Raw genomic sequence first — 19,977 nt, forward strand, 5'->3', positions numbered from 1 at the left:
GAACTGGGATTGAAAGACATCTCAGGGTTAACAAATCGCTTCTTTAGTGCGAAATAACTCTGATTCTGGCTCGAATCCGCTTGATGTATGAGCGCTCCATACACGCAAAAGCGCACAGACACGAATCATCTTTTTTCAAAGACTCCGTGTCGCACGCCCGGATAGCGAACCAAATCCCTCAATCAATGCCTCAGTACCGTCGACACTGGAAATCTGATTCTGGATGTCGCGCAGCCGCTCGAATGCGTTTTCGCTCAGGTCTTCGCCTAGCGCCAGTTCAGCTGCTTTGAGTTCCCTATTTAGTTGAACGGATTTGTAATGCAAGGCCAGCGAGTGTTTTAATCCTGTTTCAGCGTCCGATTGTGCGGTTTCGGCATCGGCTTGCCATATGCCCTGACGCGCCAATTGGCTGCGCATCTTGTCGAGCACGGGACCATGTCCTCGGGCGATCAGCGCTTCGATGGTGCCGTGCGGCCCCAAGTCGGGATGGACTGTGACCAGATCGAGCAGTGCTGCAAGAACCTGTCGCGCAGGCAGCGATTGAAATTCGATTTCCGCCAGTGCCTCGAGCCGGGCCTGCGCGAGTTCGGGATGATTGACCAGGCTCATCAAAATGACGGCCTCGCGGGGAATGACGCCCGGCGTCGATGCGCCCTTGAGCAGTCGGGAATTGCGCAGCGTGTCTGAGACCAGCATTTTGGGGTTGCCGCGCTGGCCGCTGCGCCGCTGCTCATATCCGTTGTTTCGCCCCCCACCCCGGTACTGCCCTCGCGTCGAAACGAACAGCGAGGAGATCTTCTCATCGAAAGCCTGGCTGTAATGGCGCCGAACCGACACATCGGCAATGCGCGTCGCGCGCTCACGCAGACGCGCCTCCAGTGCTGCGCGCTGCTCGGGCGCTTCGGGTATGCCTCCAGCGGTTTCCATGGCCCAAACGGCGTCGGCAAGCGACCGCCCCCCGGCAACGAGGTCAGCAAAGGCCTGCCTCCCCTGCTGCTTGATGAGATCGTCAGGATCGAGCCCGCCTGGAAGCGTAACAATCTTCACGCTCTTGCCCGGCTTGAGAAGCGGCAAGGCAATATCGAGCGAGCGCTCGGCAGCGCGCATCCCTGCGCTGTCGCCGTCAAAACACAGAACCGGAATATCGGTCATACGCCAGAGCAGATTGAGGTGATCTTCAGTCAACGCCGTACCCAGTGGCGCAACAGCACCCTCAAAGCCAGCCGCCACAGCAGCGATCACATCGAGATAGCCCTCGACAACGATCAGCGGCTTGCCATCATAGCCTGCCTGGCGCGCCGCCTGGCCATTATAGAGCGTCTGGCGTTTGTGGAAGAGTTCGGTTTCCGGCGAATTGAGATATTTTGCCGCAACATCGGCGCTGAGCGCGCGCCCGCCAAAAGCAATCACCCGCCCCCGAAAGTCGGTGATTGGAAACATCAGCCGGTTGCGAAACCGGTCATAGGGCACGGAAATGTCTTCGCCGTGAACCACAAGTCCGGTGTCGGCCATCTCCCGTGCCGAGACGCCATTTGCGGCGAGAAATTCTTTAAGGCCATTGCGGCTATCAGGTGCAAACCCGATCTTGAATCGCTGCTGCATGGCGCCCGAGACGCCCCGCTCATGAAGATAACCCCGCGCCCGTGCGCCGACGTTGTGGGCCAGTGCTTCACCGAAATAGGCTGTCGCAATATCCATGACGTCATAGAGCGAACGCCGCGCCTCGGCGCGCTTTTCCTCGCGCTCGTCGCGGGCGGGCATCGGCACACCCGCGCGCCCCGCCAGCATTTCAACGGCCTCGGGGAAACTCACACCGGTCTTTTCAGTGAGAAATCGGAAATGGTCGCCACTGGCCCCGCACCCGAAGCAATGATAGCGGCCGCGCCGGTCATCGGCGTGAAAACTTGGACTCTTTTCGCCATGGAACGGGCAGCATGCCCACATGTCACCCTTGCCAGGCTGGGATTTGCGCTTATCCCAAACCACATGCTCCCCGACCACCTGTGTGATAGACAGGCGGTTTCTGATTTCGTCCAGAAAGTGATCGGAAAAGCGCATGAATGTTAGGTAAGCACTGGCTCGAACTTTGTCACCTGCCCATGCGCTTTCCCCCGCTATTCACAGGCTCAGTGCCCGGCTTTCCAGAGACGCCACGCAAGCCCCATCAGCCCGAAGGCAAACACCATCATCAAGATGCCGCCGACCATGACAAGCGCCGAAGCGGCAGCCATCGGCCAGAAGATCAGCAGGAGGCCGAACAGGACATAGAGCACACCACTCAATAGCACCGGCCATATTTTTGCATAGAGCTGGCGCTCGCGCACGATGACCACGATTTCCATTACACCCACGAATATGGCCTGAAACGCCACAAGATAGACAAGGAATGTCGCCGTGATCAGCGTTCCGAGAAGCGGGGAAATGAGAATCAGTATGCCAACGATGATCGACAGGGCATTGCGCACCACGTCGAACCAGAAATTGCCCGTTTTGCCACCACCAAATGTAATGGCCCACAATCCCAGTACACCATCGATGACGAACAGCGCCGCAGCAAAGGTGGTCAATACCAGAAGCGCCGCTGCGGGAAACAGGACGGCGTAAATCCCCGCGAGGAGCATCAGCACCCCGCGAATGCCTGTCAGTATGGACGGAAAACGAGATGACTTCTTTGTTTCAGACATTGTAATTCCCCAAGCCTAGAACTGCTGGAGAACCATACGCCCGATTATCTTTTGCGCAAAGGACAACCACCCGGCCCCAACGGGGCCTGGCGGCTGAACGACCCCGAAGATCTAGGCGCCGAGCTGGGCTTTGACTTGCTTGGATGCCTGTCCGAAATCGATCTGGCCCGGGTATTTTTGCTTGAGCACGCCCACAACCTTGCCCATGTCGCGCAAACCCTCTGCACCGGTCTCGGCAATAGCGGCCTTGATAGCTGCATCCACTTCGGCGTCGGTCAACGGCTTGGGAAGGAACTCCTTGATGATCTCAATTTCCTCGCGCTCCTGCGATTCAAGCTCGGGGCGCCCGTTCTGGCCATAAAGAACTGCGGACTCTTCGCGTTGCTTGACCATCTTTTGAAGGATGGCGAGGATATCTTCATCGCCGATGCCGTCCTTACCTTCGCCGCGGGCCGCAATTTCGCGGTCCTTGATTGCAGCGTTGATGAGTCGCAGCGTGGTCGTCCGCCGGCCGTCGCGCGCCTTCATGGCGTCCTTCATGGCAGCACTGATCTGGTCGCGCATGATCGGTTTTCCTTGAGTTTTGTTGTCCTGTTTGGTGCCGTTCCTATAGCTCAAGCGCCTGCTCAAAGCCAACAGCTTGGCCCAATCCGGCTAAGTCATTGATTTATAATACATTCAATTCCAAAGGACTCGGTTGACCGCGCCGTGCCCTTCAAATAGGTTCGCGCAAATTCAATATAGGGCGGAGCAGAACCACCAAACGGCGACCATGGCCGGAGGTTCCGCGCGCCTGAACTGATGCAGAAATGGAGAAGCCCCGTGTCCGGTTGGAAAGAATCCGTCCCCACCGCAGTTCTTATCCTGCGCGATGGAACGCGCCTTGAGGGCCAAGGTATCGGCGCAACGGGCACCGCTGCCGGCGAAGTGTGTTTCAACACGGCCATGACGGGCTATCAGGAGATCCTGACCGACCCATCCTACGCGGGGCAGATCATCACCTTTACATTCCCTCATATCGGCAATGTCGGCGCCAATGACGAAGACATTGAGACCGTCAACATGGCAGCCGCCTCCGGCGTCCGCGGCGCCGTGATCAAGGCCGATGTGACGAACCCATCGAACTACCGTGCCGTCGAACGGCTCGATGCCTGGCTCAAAAAGCGCGGCATCATCGGCATCGCCGGCCTCGATACTCGCGCGCTGACGGCTCTGATCCGCGAAAAAGGCATGGCCGACGCTGTCATCGCCCATGCACCCGATGGCAAGTTCGATGACGCGGCGCTCAAGGTCGAGCTCGATCAGTTTCCCGGCCTGGAAGGCCTCGATCTCGCCAAGGAAGTTTCAACGACCCAGACCTATAAATGGGATGAAACCCGCTGGCGGCTGGGCGAAGGCTATGGCCGCGTCGAAAACCCGCAGTTCCATATTGTTGCCATCGATTACGGCGCCAAGCGCAACATTTTGCGTTGCATTGCAGAACAGGGCGCGCGCGTGACCGTGGTGCCTGCTTCGGCAACGCTCGAAGACATCATGGCGCACAATCCCGATGGCGTGTTCCTGTCCAACGGCCCCGGCGATCCAGCCGCGACCGGCGAATACGCTGTACCGACCATAAAAAAGATCATCGAGACCGGCAAACCGCTGTTCGGCATTTGCCTTGGCCACCAGCTTTTGGGCCGCGCCCTCGGCGCTAGAACCGAAAAGATGCACCAGGGCCACCACGGCGCAAACCACCCGGTCAAAGACCTCACTACCGGCAAGGTAGAGATCACCTCGATGAATCATGGTTTTGCCGTCGACCGCGAAAGCCTGCCTGCCGGTGTAGTTGAAACACACGTTTCGCTCTTTGATGGGTCGAACGCGGGCCTTGCAGTCGAAGGCAAACCGATTTTTTCGGTCCAGTACCACCCGGAGGCCTCCCCCGGGCCCCACGACGCCCACTACCTCTTCAAGCGCTTCATCAATCTGGTGCGCGAGCAGAAGGGCATGGAAGTGGTTGCCGAGTAATCCTTAAAGGTGCCGGGTTTCGCTCGGCACCTCCCACCAATTATCATTCAGCCCGACATAATAGGTGACTGGCGCCGCGATCAGGTCCTCAGCCGTCGCATCGTCAAGACACGGGACGTTGACCCAAACGCGCTCGCCCTCGTTCCATTCCGCCGCCGCTGCGCGCCCAAATGGAGCAATCCCGCATCCCGGGCAGAACAGGGCATTCCCCGCGCTACCGGGAACCATCAAGACTTCGCCCTCCAGCGCCCGGAACGCGCGTGACACTCGCACGCCACCACTGCCGTTTCCGGCAGCTTGTTCAATTGCATTTCCCCGTGTCCTCAGACGGGTCGATTTCCGCCTCGAACAGCACGGCGGCGTGACACCTGATGTCAGCAGTGACGAGCGCACTCGGAGCCAAGGACGAGCCTCGGCCTGACAATCGGATGAACTGTCAACTTGCCGGGAAACCGTTTCGTCGTTCAGCGTGACGAGCTGGGGTCTGCATCTATAGCCACTGTCCTGTCTGACTCTCCTCGGTCCTGGAAACCGATTTCCACAGATCGCACTGTCATAATTTGACCAAACGATAAAAAAGGAAGACCTTATTCACGCGCGCGTCATCGGGCCGTCAGAAAACTGCGGCATTGGGGGAGACGCGCTCAGCTACGCATTTTGATTAATCATGCAAAAACCCCAGCGTCCTTTCGGAGGGACATCATGCACCACAAGCTTTCAATCAGCCGCCGCGCCTTTCTAGCAGGCACGGCTTCAGTCGGCGCAGTCGCCGTTGTCATGCATCCCTTTGCGGTGATGGCCCGGGCCAATCAGGCTCATCTGCGTATCCTTGAAACGACCGATATTCACGTCAACCTGCTGCCATACGATTACTACGCCGACCGTGAAGACAATACGCTGGGCATGGCCCGGACAGCATCCATTATCGAGACCATCCGCGCGGAGGCAGGCAACGCCATCCTGCTCGACAATGGCGACATGCTGCAGGGCAGCCCTATGGGAGACTATGTCGCATATGAACGTGGCGTCGACGATCAGGACATCCACCCCACTATCGCGGCAATGAACGCGCTGGGCTATGATGCCGGCACGATTGGCAACCACGAATTCAACTACGGCCTCGAGTTCCTCGAAGCGGCAATGGCCGGCGCAAACTTCCCCGTCGTTCTGGCCAATGTCGTGCGTGGAGAATCATTGTCCGAAAACCCGGCCGACGATGACACCCTGTTTGAACCGTTTGTCATCGTGGAAAAAGAACTGACCGATGGCGCGGGGGAAACCAAGACCATCCGCATCGGCCTTATCGGCTTCGTGCCACCCCAGATCATGACCTGGGATGCGGCGCACCTGACGGGCAAAGTTGCCCCGCGCGACATCATCGAAACCGCCCAATACTACGTACCGATGATGCGCGAACAGGGCGCTGACATTGTCGTCGCCATGAACCATGGCGGCATCGAGGGCGGCGAAGCGACCCCGATGATGGAAAACGTTTCGCTCCAGCTTGGCGCTATCGAGGGCATCGATGTCGTCCTGGCTGGCCATCAGCACCTGGTATTCCCCGGTCCCGACTATGAAGGCATTGAGGGCGTAGATATCGAGGCGGGAACGCTCAACGGAACACCCGCCGTCATGGCCGGCTTCTGGGGCAGTCACATGGGCCTTGTCGATCTCCTGCTCGAAGTCGACGATGCAGGTGCTTGGTCGGTGCTGTCGCACACATCCGAGGCACGCCCGATCTACGAACGCGTGGATGGCACTGTTACGCCAATTGTCGAGTCGGAAACTGCGGTGACCGAGGCTGTCGACGAAGAGCATCAGGCAACACTCGATTACGTCCGCCGCGCTGTGGGCGAAACTGCGGCTCCGCTTCATTCCTACTTTGCGCTCGTGGCTGACGACCCTTCCGTACAGATCGTCAATATTGCACAGAAGGCCTATCTCGAGCAGATGATGTCGGGCACCGAATGGGAAGGCATCCCGATCATCTCGGCCGCTGCTCCTTTCAAGGCCGGTGGCCGTGGCGGCCCTGAATACTACACCGACGTGCCCGTCGGTCCTGTCGCCATCCGCAACGTTGCCGACCTCTACCTCTACCCCAACACGATACAGGCTGTGCTGCTCACCGGTGCCGACGTCAAAGAATGGCTCGAACGCTCGGCCGGTATCTTCAATCAGGTGGAGCCCGGCGCGACCGATGCCGCCCTCATCAACCCTGCTTTCCCGTCCTACAATTTCGATGTAATCGACGGCGTGAGCTACAAGATCGACGTCTCCCAACCCTCGAAATACGCGGCCGATGGCGGCGCCCTGGAAAATCCCGACGCAGAGCGTATTGTCGATCTGATGTATGATGGTGAACCCATCGATCCAGATGCCCAGTTCATCGTTGCCACCAACAATTATCGTGCTGGCGGCGGCGGCGGCTTCCCCGGAATTTCGGCGGACAAGATCGTCTTCATGGGCCCCGACACAAACCGCGACCTGATCGTGCGTTACATCGTCGAACAGGGCACCATCGATCCCGCTGCCGACAGCAATTGGTCACTGGCGGAATTGGGCGACACGACTGTCCTTTTCGAAACTGGCCCCGCCGCAGAACAGCATCTTGCCGATGTCACGGCCGTCACCATTGAACCGACTGGTGAAACCAACGAAGCCGGCTTCGGCGTCTATCGCATCACGCTCTGACCATAGCGTACATACACAGAGGGGAGGCATGCGCCTCCCCTCTAAACGTCTCTCGATACGCCACGAACGCGTTCAACTTGGGACCAAATGCCCAGACGGCACCAAACCGATCCTGAATCGTGTCAGCGACAACGGCCCTCGCCACCATCCGGCTGCATGCAGATCAGATCGTGCCCGAAAACGTATCGCAGGTGCCGACATTGCCCGAACTATAGCCACGTTCAAACCAATCCTGCCGCTGCGCCGAAGTGCCATGGGTGAAGGTTTTGGGTATAACCACGCCTTGTGTCCGGCGCTGGATGGCATCGTCACCGATTTGCTCGGCGGCATTGATCGCCTCGGCGATGTCGCCGTCCTCGAGTAGATTTTCCTCGCCCACATAGCTCGCCCAAATCCCTGCATAGCAATCGGCCTGCAATTCGATCCGCACCGAATAGGCGTTGGCGTCAGCTTCGCTCATCGATTGAATGGCTTGTGAATATTCAGGTAGCACGCCCACCAGGTTCTGCACGTGGTGTCCGATTTCATGGGCGATGACATAGGCCTGGGCAAAATCGCCAGGAGCGCCAAACTGGCTGCGCAACGTCTCGTAGAACGAAAGGTCGATATAGACGTTCTGATCACCCGGACAATAAAAGGGGCCGGTCCGCGCATCGGCAAGCCCACATGCCGACCGGTCCGTGCCGGTGAACAAGACGACGGCAGCCGGCTCATAGGTCATGCCGTTCTCGACAAAAACCTCGGTCCACAGATCTTCGGTGTCCTGAACCACCACGGCCACGAAATCGGCGAGATCGTCTTCGCCCGCGTCCGGCAAAGGTCGCGAGACCGATCCCTGACCGCTCGTTCCTGTGCCGAGGCTACCATCGAGCAGTGACATGGGATTGATGCCAAGCACGGCACCGACGATCAGAACGATCACAATCATTCCGATTCCCATGCCGCCACCGGCCCGACCGCCCGTCGGTATGCGAAACCCAGACCCGCCCGTGCCCGAGGAACGCCGAAACATGCCTCCGCCGGAACCACGGCGATCCTGGATATTGGAAGATCGCTTACGCCCTTGCCATTTCATGGACTATTCCTCGCTCCATGCCTGATGAAGTGTGCCGGCCACGCCCTGCACCGGGTCGGTATCGGGCACCGCAACACTTGCAATATTGGCAAGCGCTGCTTCACGCTCACCGTCCTCACCGTTGAGGATATCCCATTCCTGACCTGGCGGGTACGCACCGACAACGGCAAAATCGGCGCTCGCGCTTACACGCTTGTGGGCTACCCCTGCCGGGATCACAACAGCGTCGCCAGCCTCGAGCGTAACAACGCGCCCCTTTGGGCCACCAAGCGCAACTTGCGCGCTTCCGCTCGCGACGCCCAGCACCTCATGCGCCGTGGAGTGGAAATGATGATAGTTATAGATCGAACCAACCCAACGGGCTGGCCAGCCATTTCGCGAAAACAGCGTTTCAAAACCTTCGGCCGAGACGTCGCCGTCTATTGCACCACGATAGATAAGCGCGGAAAGCCTGGAGTTCGGAAAACGACCGAAATCCTCAAACTCCAGCCGTTCCACAGCAGCTGGCCCGGACACTATTCCGAAACATCCACCGCTGGCACATCGACGGATATTGTTCCGCCCTCACCGCCAGTGTTGGCATTGACGAAATAAATAACGCCGACAACCACAACCAGAGCGATAATGATTGCAAAAATTAATCCACCGCCCCTGCCACCGCCGCCATCCGTGACAACAACAGTCTCGCGTTCACGATCGACCATCTTTAAATCCTCTACAACAATGATTTGCTCGAATACGGTCGGAAAACGGCAGGTGGGGGCCAAAGGTTCCTGATGGCGAACAAGGAGACGCAGCCTACGCCTTGTCTCCGGCCAACAGCACTTCGAGATTGCCGATCACCGATTTCAATCGCGCGCGATGCCGCTCACGTTCATTCGCATCAAGCCCATCAGTGGCAATGCTGTTGATCCGGGAAAGAGCTGCTTTCATATCGGCCACTTTCTCACGCCCGGAATCGCTTAATCCGATCAGCTGCTTACGCCCATCATTGGGATCGGCGCGCCGAGTCAGAAGCCCATCGCGATCCATGCGATTGAGCGTGGCTGCCATGGTCGGCTGCTCGATCCCGACAAAAGCCGTCAGTTCCGCCTGCGTCATCTCGGGCATCTCGCTAAGGGCATAGAATACCGGCACATATGCGCTCGCCAGGCCGAGTGGGCGCATGGCCTGCGTCATTGCCTGCACGAACAGTTTTGCCGCACGGTTGGTCAAGTAGCCCTCGGAGTCGGTACGTTGCATCTTCATCCATAGCATGCTATCCAATTCCCATAGCATGCTATATACCTCGACACGCGATAACAAGGTGCGATCATGGCCCTCAAGAGCACATCAGGCCGCTACGGCACAGTGGCGATCACGATTCACTGGACCACAGCGCTGTTGATCCTTGCGCTCATCATTTTGGGCCTCAACGCAGCAGGTGCTGACACCGACGCGACGAAGCGCGCCCTGCTGATCCCCCATATCGTGCTTGGCCTGCTAACACTTGCCTTGACTCTGTTTCGGATCATCTGGTGGTTCTTTGCCGACAAGCGCCCTGCCGAACTTGCGGGCATCCCTCAACTTCAGTCGCGCATCGCCGCCACTGTGCATCTACTGGCCTATGGTTTCATCATAGTTTTGGCATCGAGTGGGATAGCGACAAATCTTATCGGTGGTGTTATCCCCGCACTCGCGTCGGGCGCGCCCCTCCCCGATCTCGACGACATTGCCGTTCGCGATGTTCACGCTCTCTTGGCACGGCTGTTCATGGCCCTCCTGGCCATCCACATTGGCGCTGCCCTCTACCACCACTTCATTCGCCGCGATGGCCTGCTGGCCCGCATGGGGATCGGCAAGCTACCCCACTGATCCGAATCGTGGAACATGAGCGCCTTTCAAGGAGACGCTCATGCCGGTTCTCTCAATTCGCGATGCAACGCGCAGTGATTTGTGCTTCATTATCGGTCTCATAGCCCACGATACTGTACTCGACCTGATCGATGACCCAGCTCAGGCGGATGGCGACGACTATGCTGCAGCTTTCCAGGCCATCGATTCCGATCCTAATCAGCATCTGCTGGTTGCCGAGATCGATTGCACCCCGGTTGGCACGTTCCAGCTCACGTTTACGCTGGGCATTTTTCGCCGCGGGGCCTGGCGTTGTACAATCGAGGGTGTTCATGTTTCCTCCGAACACCGCAACAAACGTATCGGGGAAGCAATGATGGTCTGGGCAATCGAACGTGCCCGCGAACGGCGCTGCTCCATGGTGCAGCTCACCTCAAACAAAAAAAGAACCGACGCGCATCGCTTTTACGAGCGCCTCGGTTTCTCAAGAAGCCACGAAGGCTTCAAACTCTACATCTAAAGATCAGACTTGCAGGAATTCTGCATTGTCAGGGTTTGCGCCGGTTCGCCCCTCGGGGCTGTCGAGCGCCTCGATCCTGGCCATGTCATCGGCATCGAGTTCAAAGTCAAAAACGGCAAAATTTTCGGCGATCCGCTTGGGATTTGCTGATTTGGGGATGACAATGAGGCCGTTCTGGATGTGCCAGCGAATAGTGATCTGGCCCGGTGTCCTTCCGTGCTTGTCAGCAATCTGCTTGATCGCGTCCCCCGTCAGCACATCACCCTGCCCCAACGGGCTCCAGCTTTCAGTGCGGATATCGTGCTTGTCGTTAAAAGTACGAAGTTCTTTTTGCTGAAACACTGGCGACAGCTCGATCTGGTTGACGGCAGGTTTGACCCCCGTCTCGGCGATCAGCTTTTCCAGGTGCGCCTGATGAAAGTTTGACACACCGATAGATTTGATCCGCCCTTCATCCTTGAGCTTGATGAACGCCTTGAACGTATCGACAAAATTGCCGGTCTCGGGCATCGGCCAATGGATGAGGTAAAGGTCGAGAACATCGAGCTCGAGATTGGCCATCGTCTCGTCGAAGGTCTTGAGCGTCGAATCGTACCCGTGCCGCCCACTGGGCAATTTGCTGGTTACGAACAGTTCGTCAGCGCCCACGCCAGATGCTTTGAGCGCCGCGCCCAACGCGGCTTCGTTGCGATAGGCATACGCTGTGTCGAAATGTCGGTATCCTGCAGCAATCGCTGCCTCGACAACGCCTTGCATACTCTCCCCGTCGAGCTTCCATGTCCCGAGTCCAACTTGCGGAATCGTGTTGCCATCCGAAAGTTCGATAAAGCTCTGCTGCGTCATGGCTGCGCTCCTTGGTTTAATTTGAATGTGATGCGCCGCTGATAAGTGGGCGGCGTCGGAGGGTATTACCAGTGTAGCGCCTAAGCCGATTTGCGCCACCCTGACACGCCGCGAAATGGCCCCGCGACAATTAGGGGTAAAAGAATCCACTCCTTAACGCTGGAAATCAGCACAAGGTTGCTCTAAGGAGACCGCTTAGCCAACAGAATCCAAGATCCGTCCGACGCGCGACAGCTTTCCTGCCGCGCGCTTGCCGTACGAGAAGTATCACATGCCCAAACGCACAGACATCAAATCCATCCTCATCATCGGGGCTGGACCGATCATTATCGGCCAGGCCTGCGAGTTCGACTACTCGGGAACTCAAGCTTGCAAGGCACTGCGCGAAGAAGGCTATCGCATCATATTGGTGAACTCCAATCCGGCGACGATCATGACCGATCCCGACGTTGCCGACGCCACTTACATGGAGCCCATCACCCCTGAAGTGGTCGCCAAGATCATTGAAAAAGAGCGCCCCGATGCGCTGCTCCCGACTATGGGTGGTCAGACCGCACTCAATTGCGCCCTGTCGCTTAACAAGATGGGCGTCCTGGAAAAATTCGGCGTCGAAATGATCGGCGCGAATGCCGAGGCCATCGACAAGGCCGAAGATCGTGAACTGTTCCGCGACGCGATGACCAAGATCGGGCTCGATACGCCCCGCTCGCGCCTTGCCCACAACACCATCGAGTCTCTTCAGGCCCTTGAAGACATTGGCCTGCCTGCCATCATCCGTCCCAGCTTCACGCTTGGCGGCACCGGCGGCGGCATTGCCTACAACCGCGAAGAATATCTCGCCATCTGCGAAAGCGGCATCGACGCTTCGCCCACCAATGAAGTCCTGATCGAGGAATCCGTCCTCGGCTGGAAAGAATACGAGATGGAAGTTGTCCGCGACAAAAAGGACAACTGCATCATCGTGTGCTCGATTGAAAACATCGATCCCATGGGCGTCCATACCGGCGATTCGATCACGGTCGCCCCGGCCCTGACGCTGACCGACAAGGAATACCAGATCATGCGCGACGCCTCATTGGCGGTGCTGCGCGAGATCGGTGTGGAAACCGGCGGCTCCAACGTCCAGTTCGCCATCAACCCTGCCGATGGCCGTATGATCGTCATCGAGATGAACCCGCGCGTCTCGCGCTCCTCCGCACTGGCGTCGAAAGCCACGGGCTTTCCCATCGCCAAGGTCGCCGCGCGCCTCGCCGTCGGCTATACGCTCGACGAGCTTGAAAATGACATCACCGGCGGCGCGACCCCGGCCTCGTTCGAGCCGACCATCGATTACGTCGTCACCAAGATCCCGCGTTTCGCCTTTGAGAAATTCCCCGGCGCAGACAACCGCCTGACGACCTCGATGAAATCGGTCGGCGAAGCCATGGCCATTGGGCGGACATTCCCGGAATCGCTGCAAAAAGCGCTGCGCTCGCTCGAAACCGGTTTGACTGGCCTCAATGAAATCGGCATCCCTGGCCTCGGGGAAGGCGACGACAAGAACGCGGTCAAGGCTGCGCTTGGCACGCCCACGCCCGACCGCCTGCTCTGGGTCGCCGAGGCCATGAGGCGCGGCTATGATCACAAGATGATCTTCGAGGCCTGCCACATCGATCCCTGGTTCCTCGAACAGCTTCAAGCTATCGTCGACACCGAAGCCAAGGTTCGCGAGCATGGTTTGCCCGAAACCGAGGGCCAGATGCGCAGCCTTAAAGCTATGGGCTTTTCCGATGCTCGGCTCGCCGAACTCTCGGGAAAGACCTCCAAGGATGTGCGCACGCATCGCCACGATCTTGGTGTGCGCCCAGTCTATAAGCGCATCGACACATCGGCTGCCGAATTCGCCTCACCGACCGCCTATATGTATTCGACCTATGAGACTCCTTTTGCTGGTGCGGTTGCCGATGAGGCAAATCCCTCTGACAAGAAAAAAGTCGTTATTCTCGGTGGCGGCCCCAACCGGATCGGACAGGGTATCGAGTTCGACTATTGCTGCTGCCACGCGGCCTTTGCGCTCTCGGATGCCGGCTACGAAACCATCATGGTCAACTGCAACCCCGAAACGGTCTCGACCGATTACGACACCTCAGACCGTCTCTATTTCGAGCCGCTGACCGAGGAAGACGTTCTCGAAATTCTGAAGACCGAACAGCAGAACGGCACGCTGCATGGGGTCATTGTCCAGTTTGGCGGTCAAACGCCGCTCAAGCTTGCCAATGCCATCGAACGCGCTGGCATCCCAATTCTTGGTACCCAGCCCGACAAGATCGACCTGGCCGAAGACCGCGACCAGTTCATGAAGCTTTTGAACCGGCTCGATCTGACCCAGCCGCGTAACGGCATCGCTTATTCGCTCGAGCAGTCGCGCATCGTCGCCGAAGGTCTCGGCTTCCCGCTGGTCATTCGCCCGTCCAACGTGCTGGGCGGCCGCGCCATGATGATCTGCCATTCGGCCGAGGATTTCGAGCGCTACGTTCAGTCGACGCTGACCGAGCTCGTACCGCCCGAGATCAGGCACAAATACCCCAACGACAAGACCGGCCAGATCAACTCGGTCCTTGCTGCCAACCCCTTGCTGTTCGATAGCTACCTTCAGGGTGCGACCGAAATCGACGTCGATTGCCTGTGCGATGGCACCGATGTGTTCGTTGCAGGCATTATGGAGCACATTGAAGAGGCAGGAATCCATTCGGGTGACAGCGCCTGCTCGCTTCCGCCGCATTCGCTCAGCCCTGAAATTATCGCCGAACTCAAGCGTCAGGCCGCCGAAATGGCCCGCGCCCTGAACGTCGGCGGGCTGATGAACGTGCAGTTTGCACTCAAGGACGGCACACTCTACGTCCTTGAAGTCAATCCGCGCGCCTCGCGTACAGTCCCGTTCGTGGCCAAGGTTATCGGCTATCCCATCGCCAAGATCGCCGCACGCATCATGGCGGGCGAAAAACTCGCAACCTTCAATCTCGAAGAACGCGAGATCAAGCACATCGCGATCAAGGAAGCCGTCTTCCCCTTTGCGCGCTTCCCTGGTGTCGACACGGTCCTCGGGCCGGAAATGAAGTCGACTGGCGAAGTGATCGGCCTCGACACAGACTACGCCACCGCCTTTGCAAAATCCCAACTCGGCGGCGGCACGAAGGTGCCCCGTGAAGGCACAGTGTTTGTGTCGGTACGCGATGAGGATAAGGCAGCGCTTGTCAATTCGGTCCGTGACCTTGCCAATGCAGGTTTCAAGATCATTGCCACTGGCGGTACCCAGCGGTTCCTTGCCGAACAGGGTATCGAATGCACCAAGATCAACAAGGTGCTCGAAGGCCGCCCGCATATCGTGGATGCGATCAAGAACGGCGAAGTGCAGTTGGTCATAAACACGACCGACGGCGTCAAGGCGGTCTCTGACAGCCGCGATATCCGTCGCGCGGCACTAATGAGCAAAGTGCCCTATTATACGACAATTCCCGGCGCTGTGGCCGCTGCCGAGGGCATACTTGCCTACCGCAGTGGCAATCTCACGGTTCGGGCGCTACAAGACTATTTCGCAGCGTAACGACACACACGAAAGGGCGCTATGGCGCCCTTTTCTTTTCTCGTCTTGATTGCTAGAAGCCACCCATGAAATCAGCAGACCGAACCACCTTCATGGCGCTTTGCCAGGCCTGAGTGCCTGAGCCAGAGCGCGGTTCGCCGGGCGGGGCGCCGCCATGATTTTCGTGCGCCCTGCCAAATCGCAATGCGGCATTTTCGGCCGCATGATTTCAGGTTTCAAGCATGACCAATTTTTTCGAGAGCCCCTTCAAGGGCAAACTGCTCAGTGAGCAAGTCACCAACCCCAACATTTCCGTCGGCCGCTATAGCTATTACTCGGGCTATTATCACGGCCATGGATTTGATGATTGCGCCCGTTACCTGCTGCCCGACCCCGACGTGGACAAGCTCATCATTGGCAGCTTTTGTTCGATCGGTTCTGGCGCAGCGTTCATCATGGCCGGCAATCAGGGCCACCGCAGCGACTGGGTCTCGACTTTCCCCTTCCACTTCATGTCCGAAGTTCCGGCCTTTGCAGGTGCAAAAAGCGGATACGGCCCGGCAGGCGATACAATCATCGGATCCGATGTCTGGATCGGATCGGAAGCCATCATTATGCCCGGCATCACCATCGGCCACGGTGCGATAATCGGCACCCGCGCCTTGGTCACCAAACACGTTGCGCCCTATGCAATTGTCGGGGGAAATCCGGCCAAGCCTATCCGCAATCGCTTCTCCGATGATCACATCGACAAGCTATTGGAAATAGCTTGGTGGGACTGGCCAGAGCCGTTGCTTGAGGGCGCAATCCCGGTCCTGACAACGGGCGACATTGATGCGCTTTTTGCCTATTGGCAGGCCAATCGATAAGCCATCTCTGCCCGCGCGTTCACCCGCGCGGGCCATCCGAACCCGGCAATGGGTTGACCCTTGACCCCGTGGGCGACTGGCTGAATAGTCGACCGGAGTTTTCATGCAAAGGGACGCTTCATGAAACCCGTTTCGGCAATTGCTTTTCTTTTTCTCGCCCTCCCCACCCTTGCCAGTGCAAACGACGTCGATGACGCCATCACCAAGTTTATCGGGGCACCCGGCTATCAGCGCCTCGAGGCCATGGATCTCGAACGCGAACTCGACACCCTCTGGCTCGACAGCGAATTGGTTTCACCGGGCGGGGCAGTCGGGCCACTTGAAAAAGCTGTGCTTTTGGCCGCCGGCGCCATCCCCTCATCGCGCACCCGCACGGCAATTGCCTATGGCGAGATGATCGATGAACAGGCTGGACCCGTCAGTTTTGTCGACCTGCGCCATTACAATCTCGGTCCGCAGATCCGCCTTGAAGCCATCGCGTCCTATGGGGACGACAACGTTGCACCGGCCGACGAATTTGGACTGGGCGACCACATTGCCTGGCGCTTTGTCTTCACGCCAATGATGAACAATGCTGCAATCTTGCGCGACGTCTCCCGCCGCATTATTTCCGAAGACGACGCTGCCGATGACGATTGCTCGGGCCGGCCCTGCCTCGACCCCTACGCTTCGTTTGAAGACATAGCGGAATGGCAGGCGGTCGACAGCGCTTTGCCCGACTGGCCCGCACAGTACCCAAATAGCTCAGATCAACAGGCAACCCCGGCTTACGCAATAGCTCAACTCGCGGTCCTCGGTTTCTGGGCCAACGCTGAATCCGGCTCCTACCAATGGACTGGCGGCGAACATCCTGAGGCCGCTCGCAATTATCAGCCCTACCGGTTCATCGACATCGATCGCGACCTCGGCCAGGACCTCATGATCGATACGGTCTGGCGCGAAACGCTTCTCAATGACGACGCTTTGTCAGAGGTCCTGTTCCGCCGTTTCCAGGCCGGTGAGGTCTACCTGATGCAAGCGAGCGTTCCACGTTGACGTTGCAGACGGTTCAGCTACCGCTGAACCCATGATGATGTCCAAAATATTCGCAGTTTTCCTAAGCGCCTGGTGGGCGCTTCCCTTGGGAAGCATATGAGCTGGGCCGGCAAGCGGCCCGCGTGCTGTCGTGCGAAAACATGGACTTCCAAATGGCTGATATTGCAAACGCGCTGACATCGGCGCTGGTCGAAACCCTCATCACGGCGCTGCCGCCCTCGCCGATCCAGATTGCCATTCGCAAGGCCTGTAATCTTGAATTCCAGGATAACGCCGGGATGTAAGAGCCCCGGCCATTGGCTCAATTGACGCTTAGGGTTGGCAGTTCGGCTCCAATAGCGAGATCGGAAACCTCCATAGCATCATTGTCATGCGGCCGACGAGCGATATAGAGCAGGCCCCAGACGGGCATGCCGCGATCGGTACGGATCGTCTCCGTCATGACACGCAGCACCTCAAACCCGGCTTCGGCCAGCCCCCGGGCTATCGCATCGCCATTATGGGCAAAACGTAGCGATGCCTGAAGCCATTGCGCTTCCTCGCCATCGTGCCGCTCCACAGAAAATGCAAAAAGACCGCCCGGACGCAGCGCCGTGCGAACGAGAGCGAAAATTGGGGGCAAAGCCGGGCAGTACATGAACACATCGGCCGCAGTAACGATGTCGGCAGCATGCACACCTTCACCGAGAAAATCCGCAAGATCAGCCCGCTCGACACCATCATAGATACCCTTCTCGCGAGTTTCGGTCACCATGGCAGCGGAAATATCGACGCCTGTCAGATGGGACACCAGATGCCGCAACCGCTCGCCCATCAATCCGGTGCCGCAGCCCAAATCCAGCCCACGCGCGAACCCATCGGTACCAAGTTCAGCCATCGTCTCGCAAATGAGCGCGGCCAACAGTTCTGGCACAACATAGTCGAGCTTTTGCAGCAACGCCTGCTCGAATTGACCAGCATATTGATCGAAGAGCGCCTCGACATAGGCGGCCTGCGCTTCCGCTTCGACGTTGCCGATCCCGTGCGCGGCCAATTGCATCTGCGCGCCTAGCACACCCGAGGGATCGTGCTGCGCTGCACGCTCCCAGGCGGCAATAGCGGCACCAAGGGTTGCGGCCCTGAGATGGAAATCTCCCGCCATCATCCACCCAGCAGCCCAATCGGGCGCGTCATGCAGCGCCTGTTCCATAAGATCGGCGGCCGATGAGAAATCGCCGGCCTCGGCCAGCATTTGGGCATAAAGGGCCCGACGATCGACGATGAGGTCGCCCGAAGACAGAAAGGTCTTTGTCAATTTGCGCGGTAATCCAAATAACCGGCGAATACCGGCGCGCGGCAAATGCGCCCATGCGCGGCAAAAAGCAAGCGATCATTCAGAAACCGATCACGAATACTTCACATTGCCGCAGATCGGGCTTGCAACAAATGTCCTACGCCACAGCGCCGGCGGGTAATCGCTCCTAACTGGCCCTGAAAAACCCTTCGACGGCATCCAGCGCAGCGTCGATGGCATCGTCGGAGATATCCTTATGCGTGACCCAGCGTTGCTCACCATAACGCCCGGACACCGCGATACCGGCTGCCGCCAGATGCTCGGAAAACCCCTGTGCCGCGGACGGATCGACATTGAGAAAAATGATATTGGTCTGCGGCATCTCGACATCGATGGCTCCATGGCGCGCCAGCCCTTCTGCCAGGCGCCGCGCCCTTGCATGATCATCTGCCAGCCGGGAGACGTTATGATCGAGTGCATGTAAGCCCGCCGCGCCGACAATGCCCGCTTGCCGCATGCCGCCACCGAGCATTTTACGAAGTCGTCTGGCCGTACCGATCAGGATCTCATCGCCCACCAGAACCGAACCGACCGGTGCGCCCAATCCCTTTGAAAGGCAAACCGATACGCTGTCGAAACCTTCGGCCAGTGCAGCAACGCTACAATTGGACGCCACCGCGGCATTGAAGATACGCGCCCCGTCAAGATGGGTCGCAAGCCCGTACCGCCGCGCCAGTGCAATGGCATCGGCGACATAGCTCTGGTTCAGAACTTTGCCACCAATCGTGTTTTCCAGCGCCAGCAAGCGCGTACGTGCGAAATGGATGTCATCTGGCTTAATTGCCGCCTCGATCTTGTCGAGCGGTAATGAGCCATCGGGATCATTTTCGATCGGCTGAGGCTGTATGGATCCCAGAACGGCAGCGCCTCCGCCCTCGTATTTGTAGGCATGAGCATCCTGCCCTGCAATAAATTCGTCCCCTCTGCCGCAATGGCTCATCAGCGCAATCAGGTTCGATTGCGTGCCTGATGGCATATAGACACCGCACGCCTTGCCGGTCATTTCTGCCACACGGGCTTCAAGCGCGCTGACAGTGACATCCTCGCCGTAGACATCGTCACCCACTATCGCCTCAGCCATCGCCGCGCGCATATCAGCGTCGGGCCGGGTTACTGTGTCGGAACGGAAATCATAGCGGATGGTCGTCATCTGTTTGCCTTCGAGCCCGTGGGAGGAAGCTTTCCGGCCGATGCATATCGCGTCCCTGCCGAGCCGCCAACCGTGTGAGTAGCAACATGAATCCGCTCTTTCAGCCTGCCTATACTTTGCGATCAAGCAGAATTCCCTACCAAAATGGTATGCAATACTGACATGTCAGCTCCATGACGTCTGATTTCGAGCTTAACAACAGTGTTACTGACCTCGAAAATTTTTTTCTAAATGAATTTCTTGCAAGTGCTTGAATATTTCGGCCATTTCTTCTAAAAAATGGGATCGAAATTGCGGCCGACTGATCTAGCCGTGCGTCTTTCACGCCTGCTGACGTCCTGAACCAAGACTTCGATTTACCCGGGGGCGGCA

At 58.2% G+C, this 19,977-nt stretch carries 19 protein-coding genes; 8 read left to right on the forward strand and 11 right to left on the reverse strand.

Translation table 11 applies throughout. From position 1 onward, the window contains the following. Positions 1-135: 135 nt before the first annotated feature. The 3 genes from dnaG to ACN0TA_RS11515 all read right to left on the reverse strand — a co-directional run bounded on the left by dnaG (position 136) and on the right by ACN0TA_RS11515 (position 3,251). The gene (gene dnaG / locus ACN0TA_RS11505) at positions 136-2,058 is read right to left on the reverse strand and encodes a DNA primase (protein ID WP_417582982.1); all 1,923 of its coding nucleotides are present in this window, start codon (positions 2,056-2,058) and stop codon (positions 136-138) included. Between the two features lie 68 nt (positions 2,059-2,126). Beyond that, on the reverse strand, positions 2,127-2,684 hold the full coding sequence (locus ACN0TA_RS11510; protein ID WP_417582984.1) for an HdeD family acid-resistance protein: 558 nt from the start codon (positions 2,682-2,684) through the stop codon (positions 2,127-2,129). A gap of 111 nt (positions 2,685-2,795) precedes the next feature. Next, positions 2,796-3,251 (reverse strand): GatB/YqeY domain-containing protein, encoded by a 456-nt coding sequence (locus ACN0TA_RS11515; RefSeq protein ID WP_417583061.1) that lies wholly within the window; start codon positions 3,249-3,251, stop codon positions 2,796-2,798. 234 nt (positions 3,252-3,485) lie between these two features. Between ACN0TA_RS11515 and carA the strand changes: the two genes are divergently transcribed. After that, on the forward strand, positions 3,486-4,694 hold the full coding sequence (carA, locus tag ACN0TA_RS11520) for a glutamine-hydrolyzing carbamoyl-phosphate synthase small subunit (protein ID WP_417582986.1): 1,209 nt from the start codon (positions 3,486-3,488) through the stop codon (positions 4,692-4,694). A gap of 3 nt (positions 4,695-4,697) precedes the next feature. Here the strand turns inward: carA and ACN0TA_RS11525 are convergent, their stop codons facing one another. Next, complete coding sequence (locus ACN0TA_RS11525) at positions 4,698-4,961, reverse strand: hypothetical protein (RefSeq protein WP_417582988.1); 264 nt, start codon at positions 4,959-4,961, stop codon at positions 4,698-4,700. 435 nt (positions 4,962-5,396) lie between these two features. On the opposite strand from ACN0TA_RS11525, the gene ACN0TA_RS11530 reads away from it, so the two are divergent. Further along, on the forward strand, positions 5,397-7,385 hold the full coding sequence (locus ACN0TA_RS11530) for a bifunctional 2',3'-cyclic-nucleotide 2'-phosphodiesterase/3'-nucleotidase (protein ID WP_417582990.1): 1,989 nt from the start codon (positions 5,397-5,399) through the stop codon (positions 7,383-7,385). A 163-nt stretch (positions 7,386-7,548) separates the two neighbouring features. On the opposite strand, the gene ACN0TA_RS11535 is transcribed toward ACN0TA_RS11530, so the two are convergent. The 4 genes from ACN0TA_RS11535 to ACN0TA_RS11550 form a co-directional block, all read right to left on the reverse strand. After that, complete coding sequence (locus tag ACN0TA_RS11535; RefSeq protein WP_417582992.1) at positions 7,549-8,460, reverse strand: neutral zinc metallopeptidase; 912 nt, start codon at positions 8,458-8,460, stop codon at positions 7,549-7,551. A 3-nt stretch (positions 8,461-8,463) separates the two neighbouring features. Next, positions 8,464-8,976, reverse strand: coding sequence for a cupin domain-containing protein (locus ACN0TA_RS11540; protein WP_417582994.1), 513 nt, complete (start codon positions 8,974-8,976; stop codon positions 8,464-8,466). Continuing rightward, positions 8,976-9,164, reverse strand: a complete 189-nt coding sequence (locus ACN0TA_RS11545; RefSeq protein WP_417582996.1) for a hypothetical protein — start codon at positions 9,162-9,164, stop codon at positions 8,976-8,978. The genes ACN0TA_RS11540 and ACN0TA_RS11545 overlap by 1 nt, the downstream gene beginning before the upstream one ends. 94 nt (positions 9,165-9,258) lie before the next feature. Next, positions 9,259-9,708 (reverse strand): MarR family winged helix-turn-helix transcriptional regulator, encoded by a 450-nt coding sequence (locus ACN0TA_RS11550; protein WP_417582998.1) that lies wholly within the window; start codon positions 9,706-9,708, stop codon positions 9,259-9,261. A 66-nt stretch (positions 9,709-9,774) separates the two neighbouring features. Here ACN0TA_RS11550 and ACN0TA_RS11555 point away from each other — a divergent pair, with 66 nt between their 5' ends. Continuing rightward, positions 9,775-10,314, forward strand: a complete 540-nt coding sequence (locus ACN0TA_RS11555) for a cytochrome b (protein WP_417583000.1) — start codon at positions 9,775-9,777, stop codon at positions 10,312-10,314. A 40-nt stretch (positions 10,315-10,354) separates the two neighbouring features. After that, a complete protein-coding gene (locus ACN0TA_RS11560) occupies positions 10,355-10,813 on the forward strand; it encodes a GNAT family N-acetyltransferase (RefSeq protein ID WP_417583002.1) in 459 nt (152 codons plus the stop codon). A gap of 3 nt (positions 10,814-10,816) precedes the next feature. Here the strand turns inward: ACN0TA_RS11560 and ACN0TA_RS11565 are convergent, their stop codons facing one another. Continuing rightward, positions 10,817-11,656 carry an aldo/keto reductase gene (locus ACN0TA_RS11565; protein ID WP_417583004.1) on the reverse strand — a complete coding sequence of 280 codons (840 nt, stop codon included), beginning with the start codon at positions 11,654-11,656 and terminating at the stop codon, positions 10,817-10,819. 271 nt (positions 11,657-11,927) lie between these two features. Here ACN0TA_RS11565 and carB point away from each other — a divergent pair, with 271 nt between their 5' ends. The 4 genes from carB (at position 11,928) to ACN0TA_RS11585 (ending at position 17,406) form a co-directional block, all read left to right on the forward strand. Next, positions 11,928-15,239: a carbamoyl-phosphate synthase large subunit gene (gene carB / locus ACN0TA_RS11570; RefSeq protein ID WP_417583006.1), complete on the forward strand. Its 3,312-nt coding sequence runs from the start codon at positions 11,928-11,930 to the stop codon at positions 15,237-15,239. A 221-nt stretch (positions 15,240-15,460) separates the two neighbouring features. Further along, complete coding sequence (gene catB / locus ACN0TA_RS11575) at positions 15,461-16,087, forward strand: type B chloramphenicol O-acetyltransferase (RefSeq protein WP_417583008.1); 627 nt, start codon at positions 15,461-15,463, stop codon at positions 16,085-16,087. A gap of 120 nt (positions 16,088-16,207) precedes the next feature. Next, positions 16,208-17,122, forward strand: coding sequence for a hypothetical protein (locus ACN0TA_RS11580; protein WP_417583010.1), 915 nt, complete (start codon positions 16,208-16,210; stop codon positions 17,120-17,122). A 152-nt stretch (positions 17,123-17,274) separates the two neighbouring features. Beyond that, positions 17,275-17,406: a hypothetical protein gene (locus ACN0TA_RS11585; protein WP_417583012.1), complete on the forward strand. Its 132-nt coding sequence runs from the start codon at positions 17,275-17,277 to the stop codon at positions 17,404-17,406. Between the two features lie 17 nt (positions 17,407-17,423). On the opposite strand, the gene ACN0TA_RS11590 is transcribed toward ACN0TA_RS11585, so the two are convergent. Both ACN0TA_RS11590 and ltaE read right to left on the reverse strand, forming a co-directional pair. Further along, the gene (locus tag ACN0TA_RS11590) at positions 17,424-18,416 is read right to left on the reverse strand and encodes a class I SAM-dependent DNA methyltransferase (RefSeq protein WP_417583014.1); all 993 of its coding nucleotides are present in this window, start codon (positions 18,414-18,416) and stop codon (positions 17,424-17,426) included. Positions 18,417-18,582: 166 nt separating this feature from the next. Further along, the gene (gene ltaE / locus ACN0TA_RS11595; protein WP_417583016.1) at positions 18,583-19,605 is read right to left on the reverse strand and encodes a low-specificity L-threonine aldolase; all 1,023 of its coding nucleotides are present in this window, start codon (positions 19,603-19,605) and stop codon (positions 18,583-18,585) included. Between the last annotated feature and the right edge of the window lie 372 nt (positions 19,606-19,977).

It is taken from the genome of Pelagibacterium sp., assembly GCF_048264985.1.
Classification (GTDB): Bacteria; Pseudomonadota; Alphaproteobacteria; order Rhizobiales; family Devosiaceae; genus Pelagibacterium.

Excerpts from the sequence above, each read along its gene's own strand:
- dnaG (WP_417582982.1), bottom strand. The coding sequence starts at position 2,058 with ATGCGCTTTTCCGATCACTTTCTGGACGAAATCAGAAACCGCCTGTCT.
- ACN0TA_RS11510 (WP_417582984.1), bottom strand. The coding sequence starts at position 2,684 with ATGTCTGAAACAAAGAAGTCATCTCGTTTTCCGTCCATACTGACAGGC.
- carA (WP_417582986.1), top strand. The coding sequence starts at position 3,486 with ATGCAGAAATGGAGAAGCCCCGTGTCCGGTTGGAAAGAATCCGTCCCC.
- ACN0TA_RS11530 (WP_417582990.1), top strand. The coding sequence starts at position 5,397 with ATGCACCACAAGCTTTCAATCAGCCGCCGCGCCTTTCTAGCAGGCACG.
- ACN0TA_RS11535 (WP_417582992.1), bottom strand. The coding sequence starts at position 8,460 with ATGAAATGGCAAGGGCGTAAGCGATCTTCCAATATCCAGGATCGCCGT.
- ACN0TA_RS11545 (WP_417582996.1), bottom strand. The coding sequence starts at position 9,164 with ATGGTCGATCGTGAACGCGAGACTGTTGTTGTCACGGATGGCGGCGGT.
- ACN0TA_RS11550 (WP_417582998.1), bottom strand. The coding sequence starts at position 9,708 with ATGAAGATGCAACGTACCGACTCCGAGGGCTACTTGACCAACCGTGCG.
- ACN0TA_RS11555 (WP_417583000.1), top strand. The coding sequence starts at position 9,775 with ATGGCCCTCAAGAGCACATCAGGCCGCTACGGCACAGTGGCGATCACG.
- ACN0TA_RS11560 (WP_417583002.1), top strand. The coding sequence starts at position 10,355 with ATGCCGGTTCTCTCAATTCGCGATGCAACGCGCAGTGATTTGTGCTTC.
- ACN0TA_RS11565 (WP_417583004.1), bottom strand. The coding sequence starts at position 11,656 with ATGACGCAGCAGAGCTTTATCGAACTTTCGGATGGCAACACGATTCCG.
- carB (WP_417583006.1), top strand. The coding sequence starts at position 11,928 with ATGCCCAAACGCACAGACATCAAATCCATCCTCATCATCGGGGCTGGA.
- catB (WP_417583008.1), top strand. The coding sequence starts at position 15,461 with ATGACCAATTTTTTCGAGAGCCCCTTCAAGGGCAAACTGCTCAGTGAG.
- ACN0TA_RS11580 (WP_417583010.1), top strand. The coding sequence starts at position 16,208 with ATGAAACCCGTTTCGGCAATTGCTTTTCTTTTTCTCGCCCTCCCCACC.
- ACN0TA_RS11585 (WP_417583012.1), top strand. The coding sequence starts at position 17,275 with ATGGCTGATATTGCAAACGCGCTGACATCGGCGCTGGTCGAAACCCTC.
- ltaE (WP_417583016.1), bottom strand. The coding sequence starts at position 19,605 with ATGACGACCATCCGCTATGATTTCCGTTCCGACACAGTAACCCGGCCC.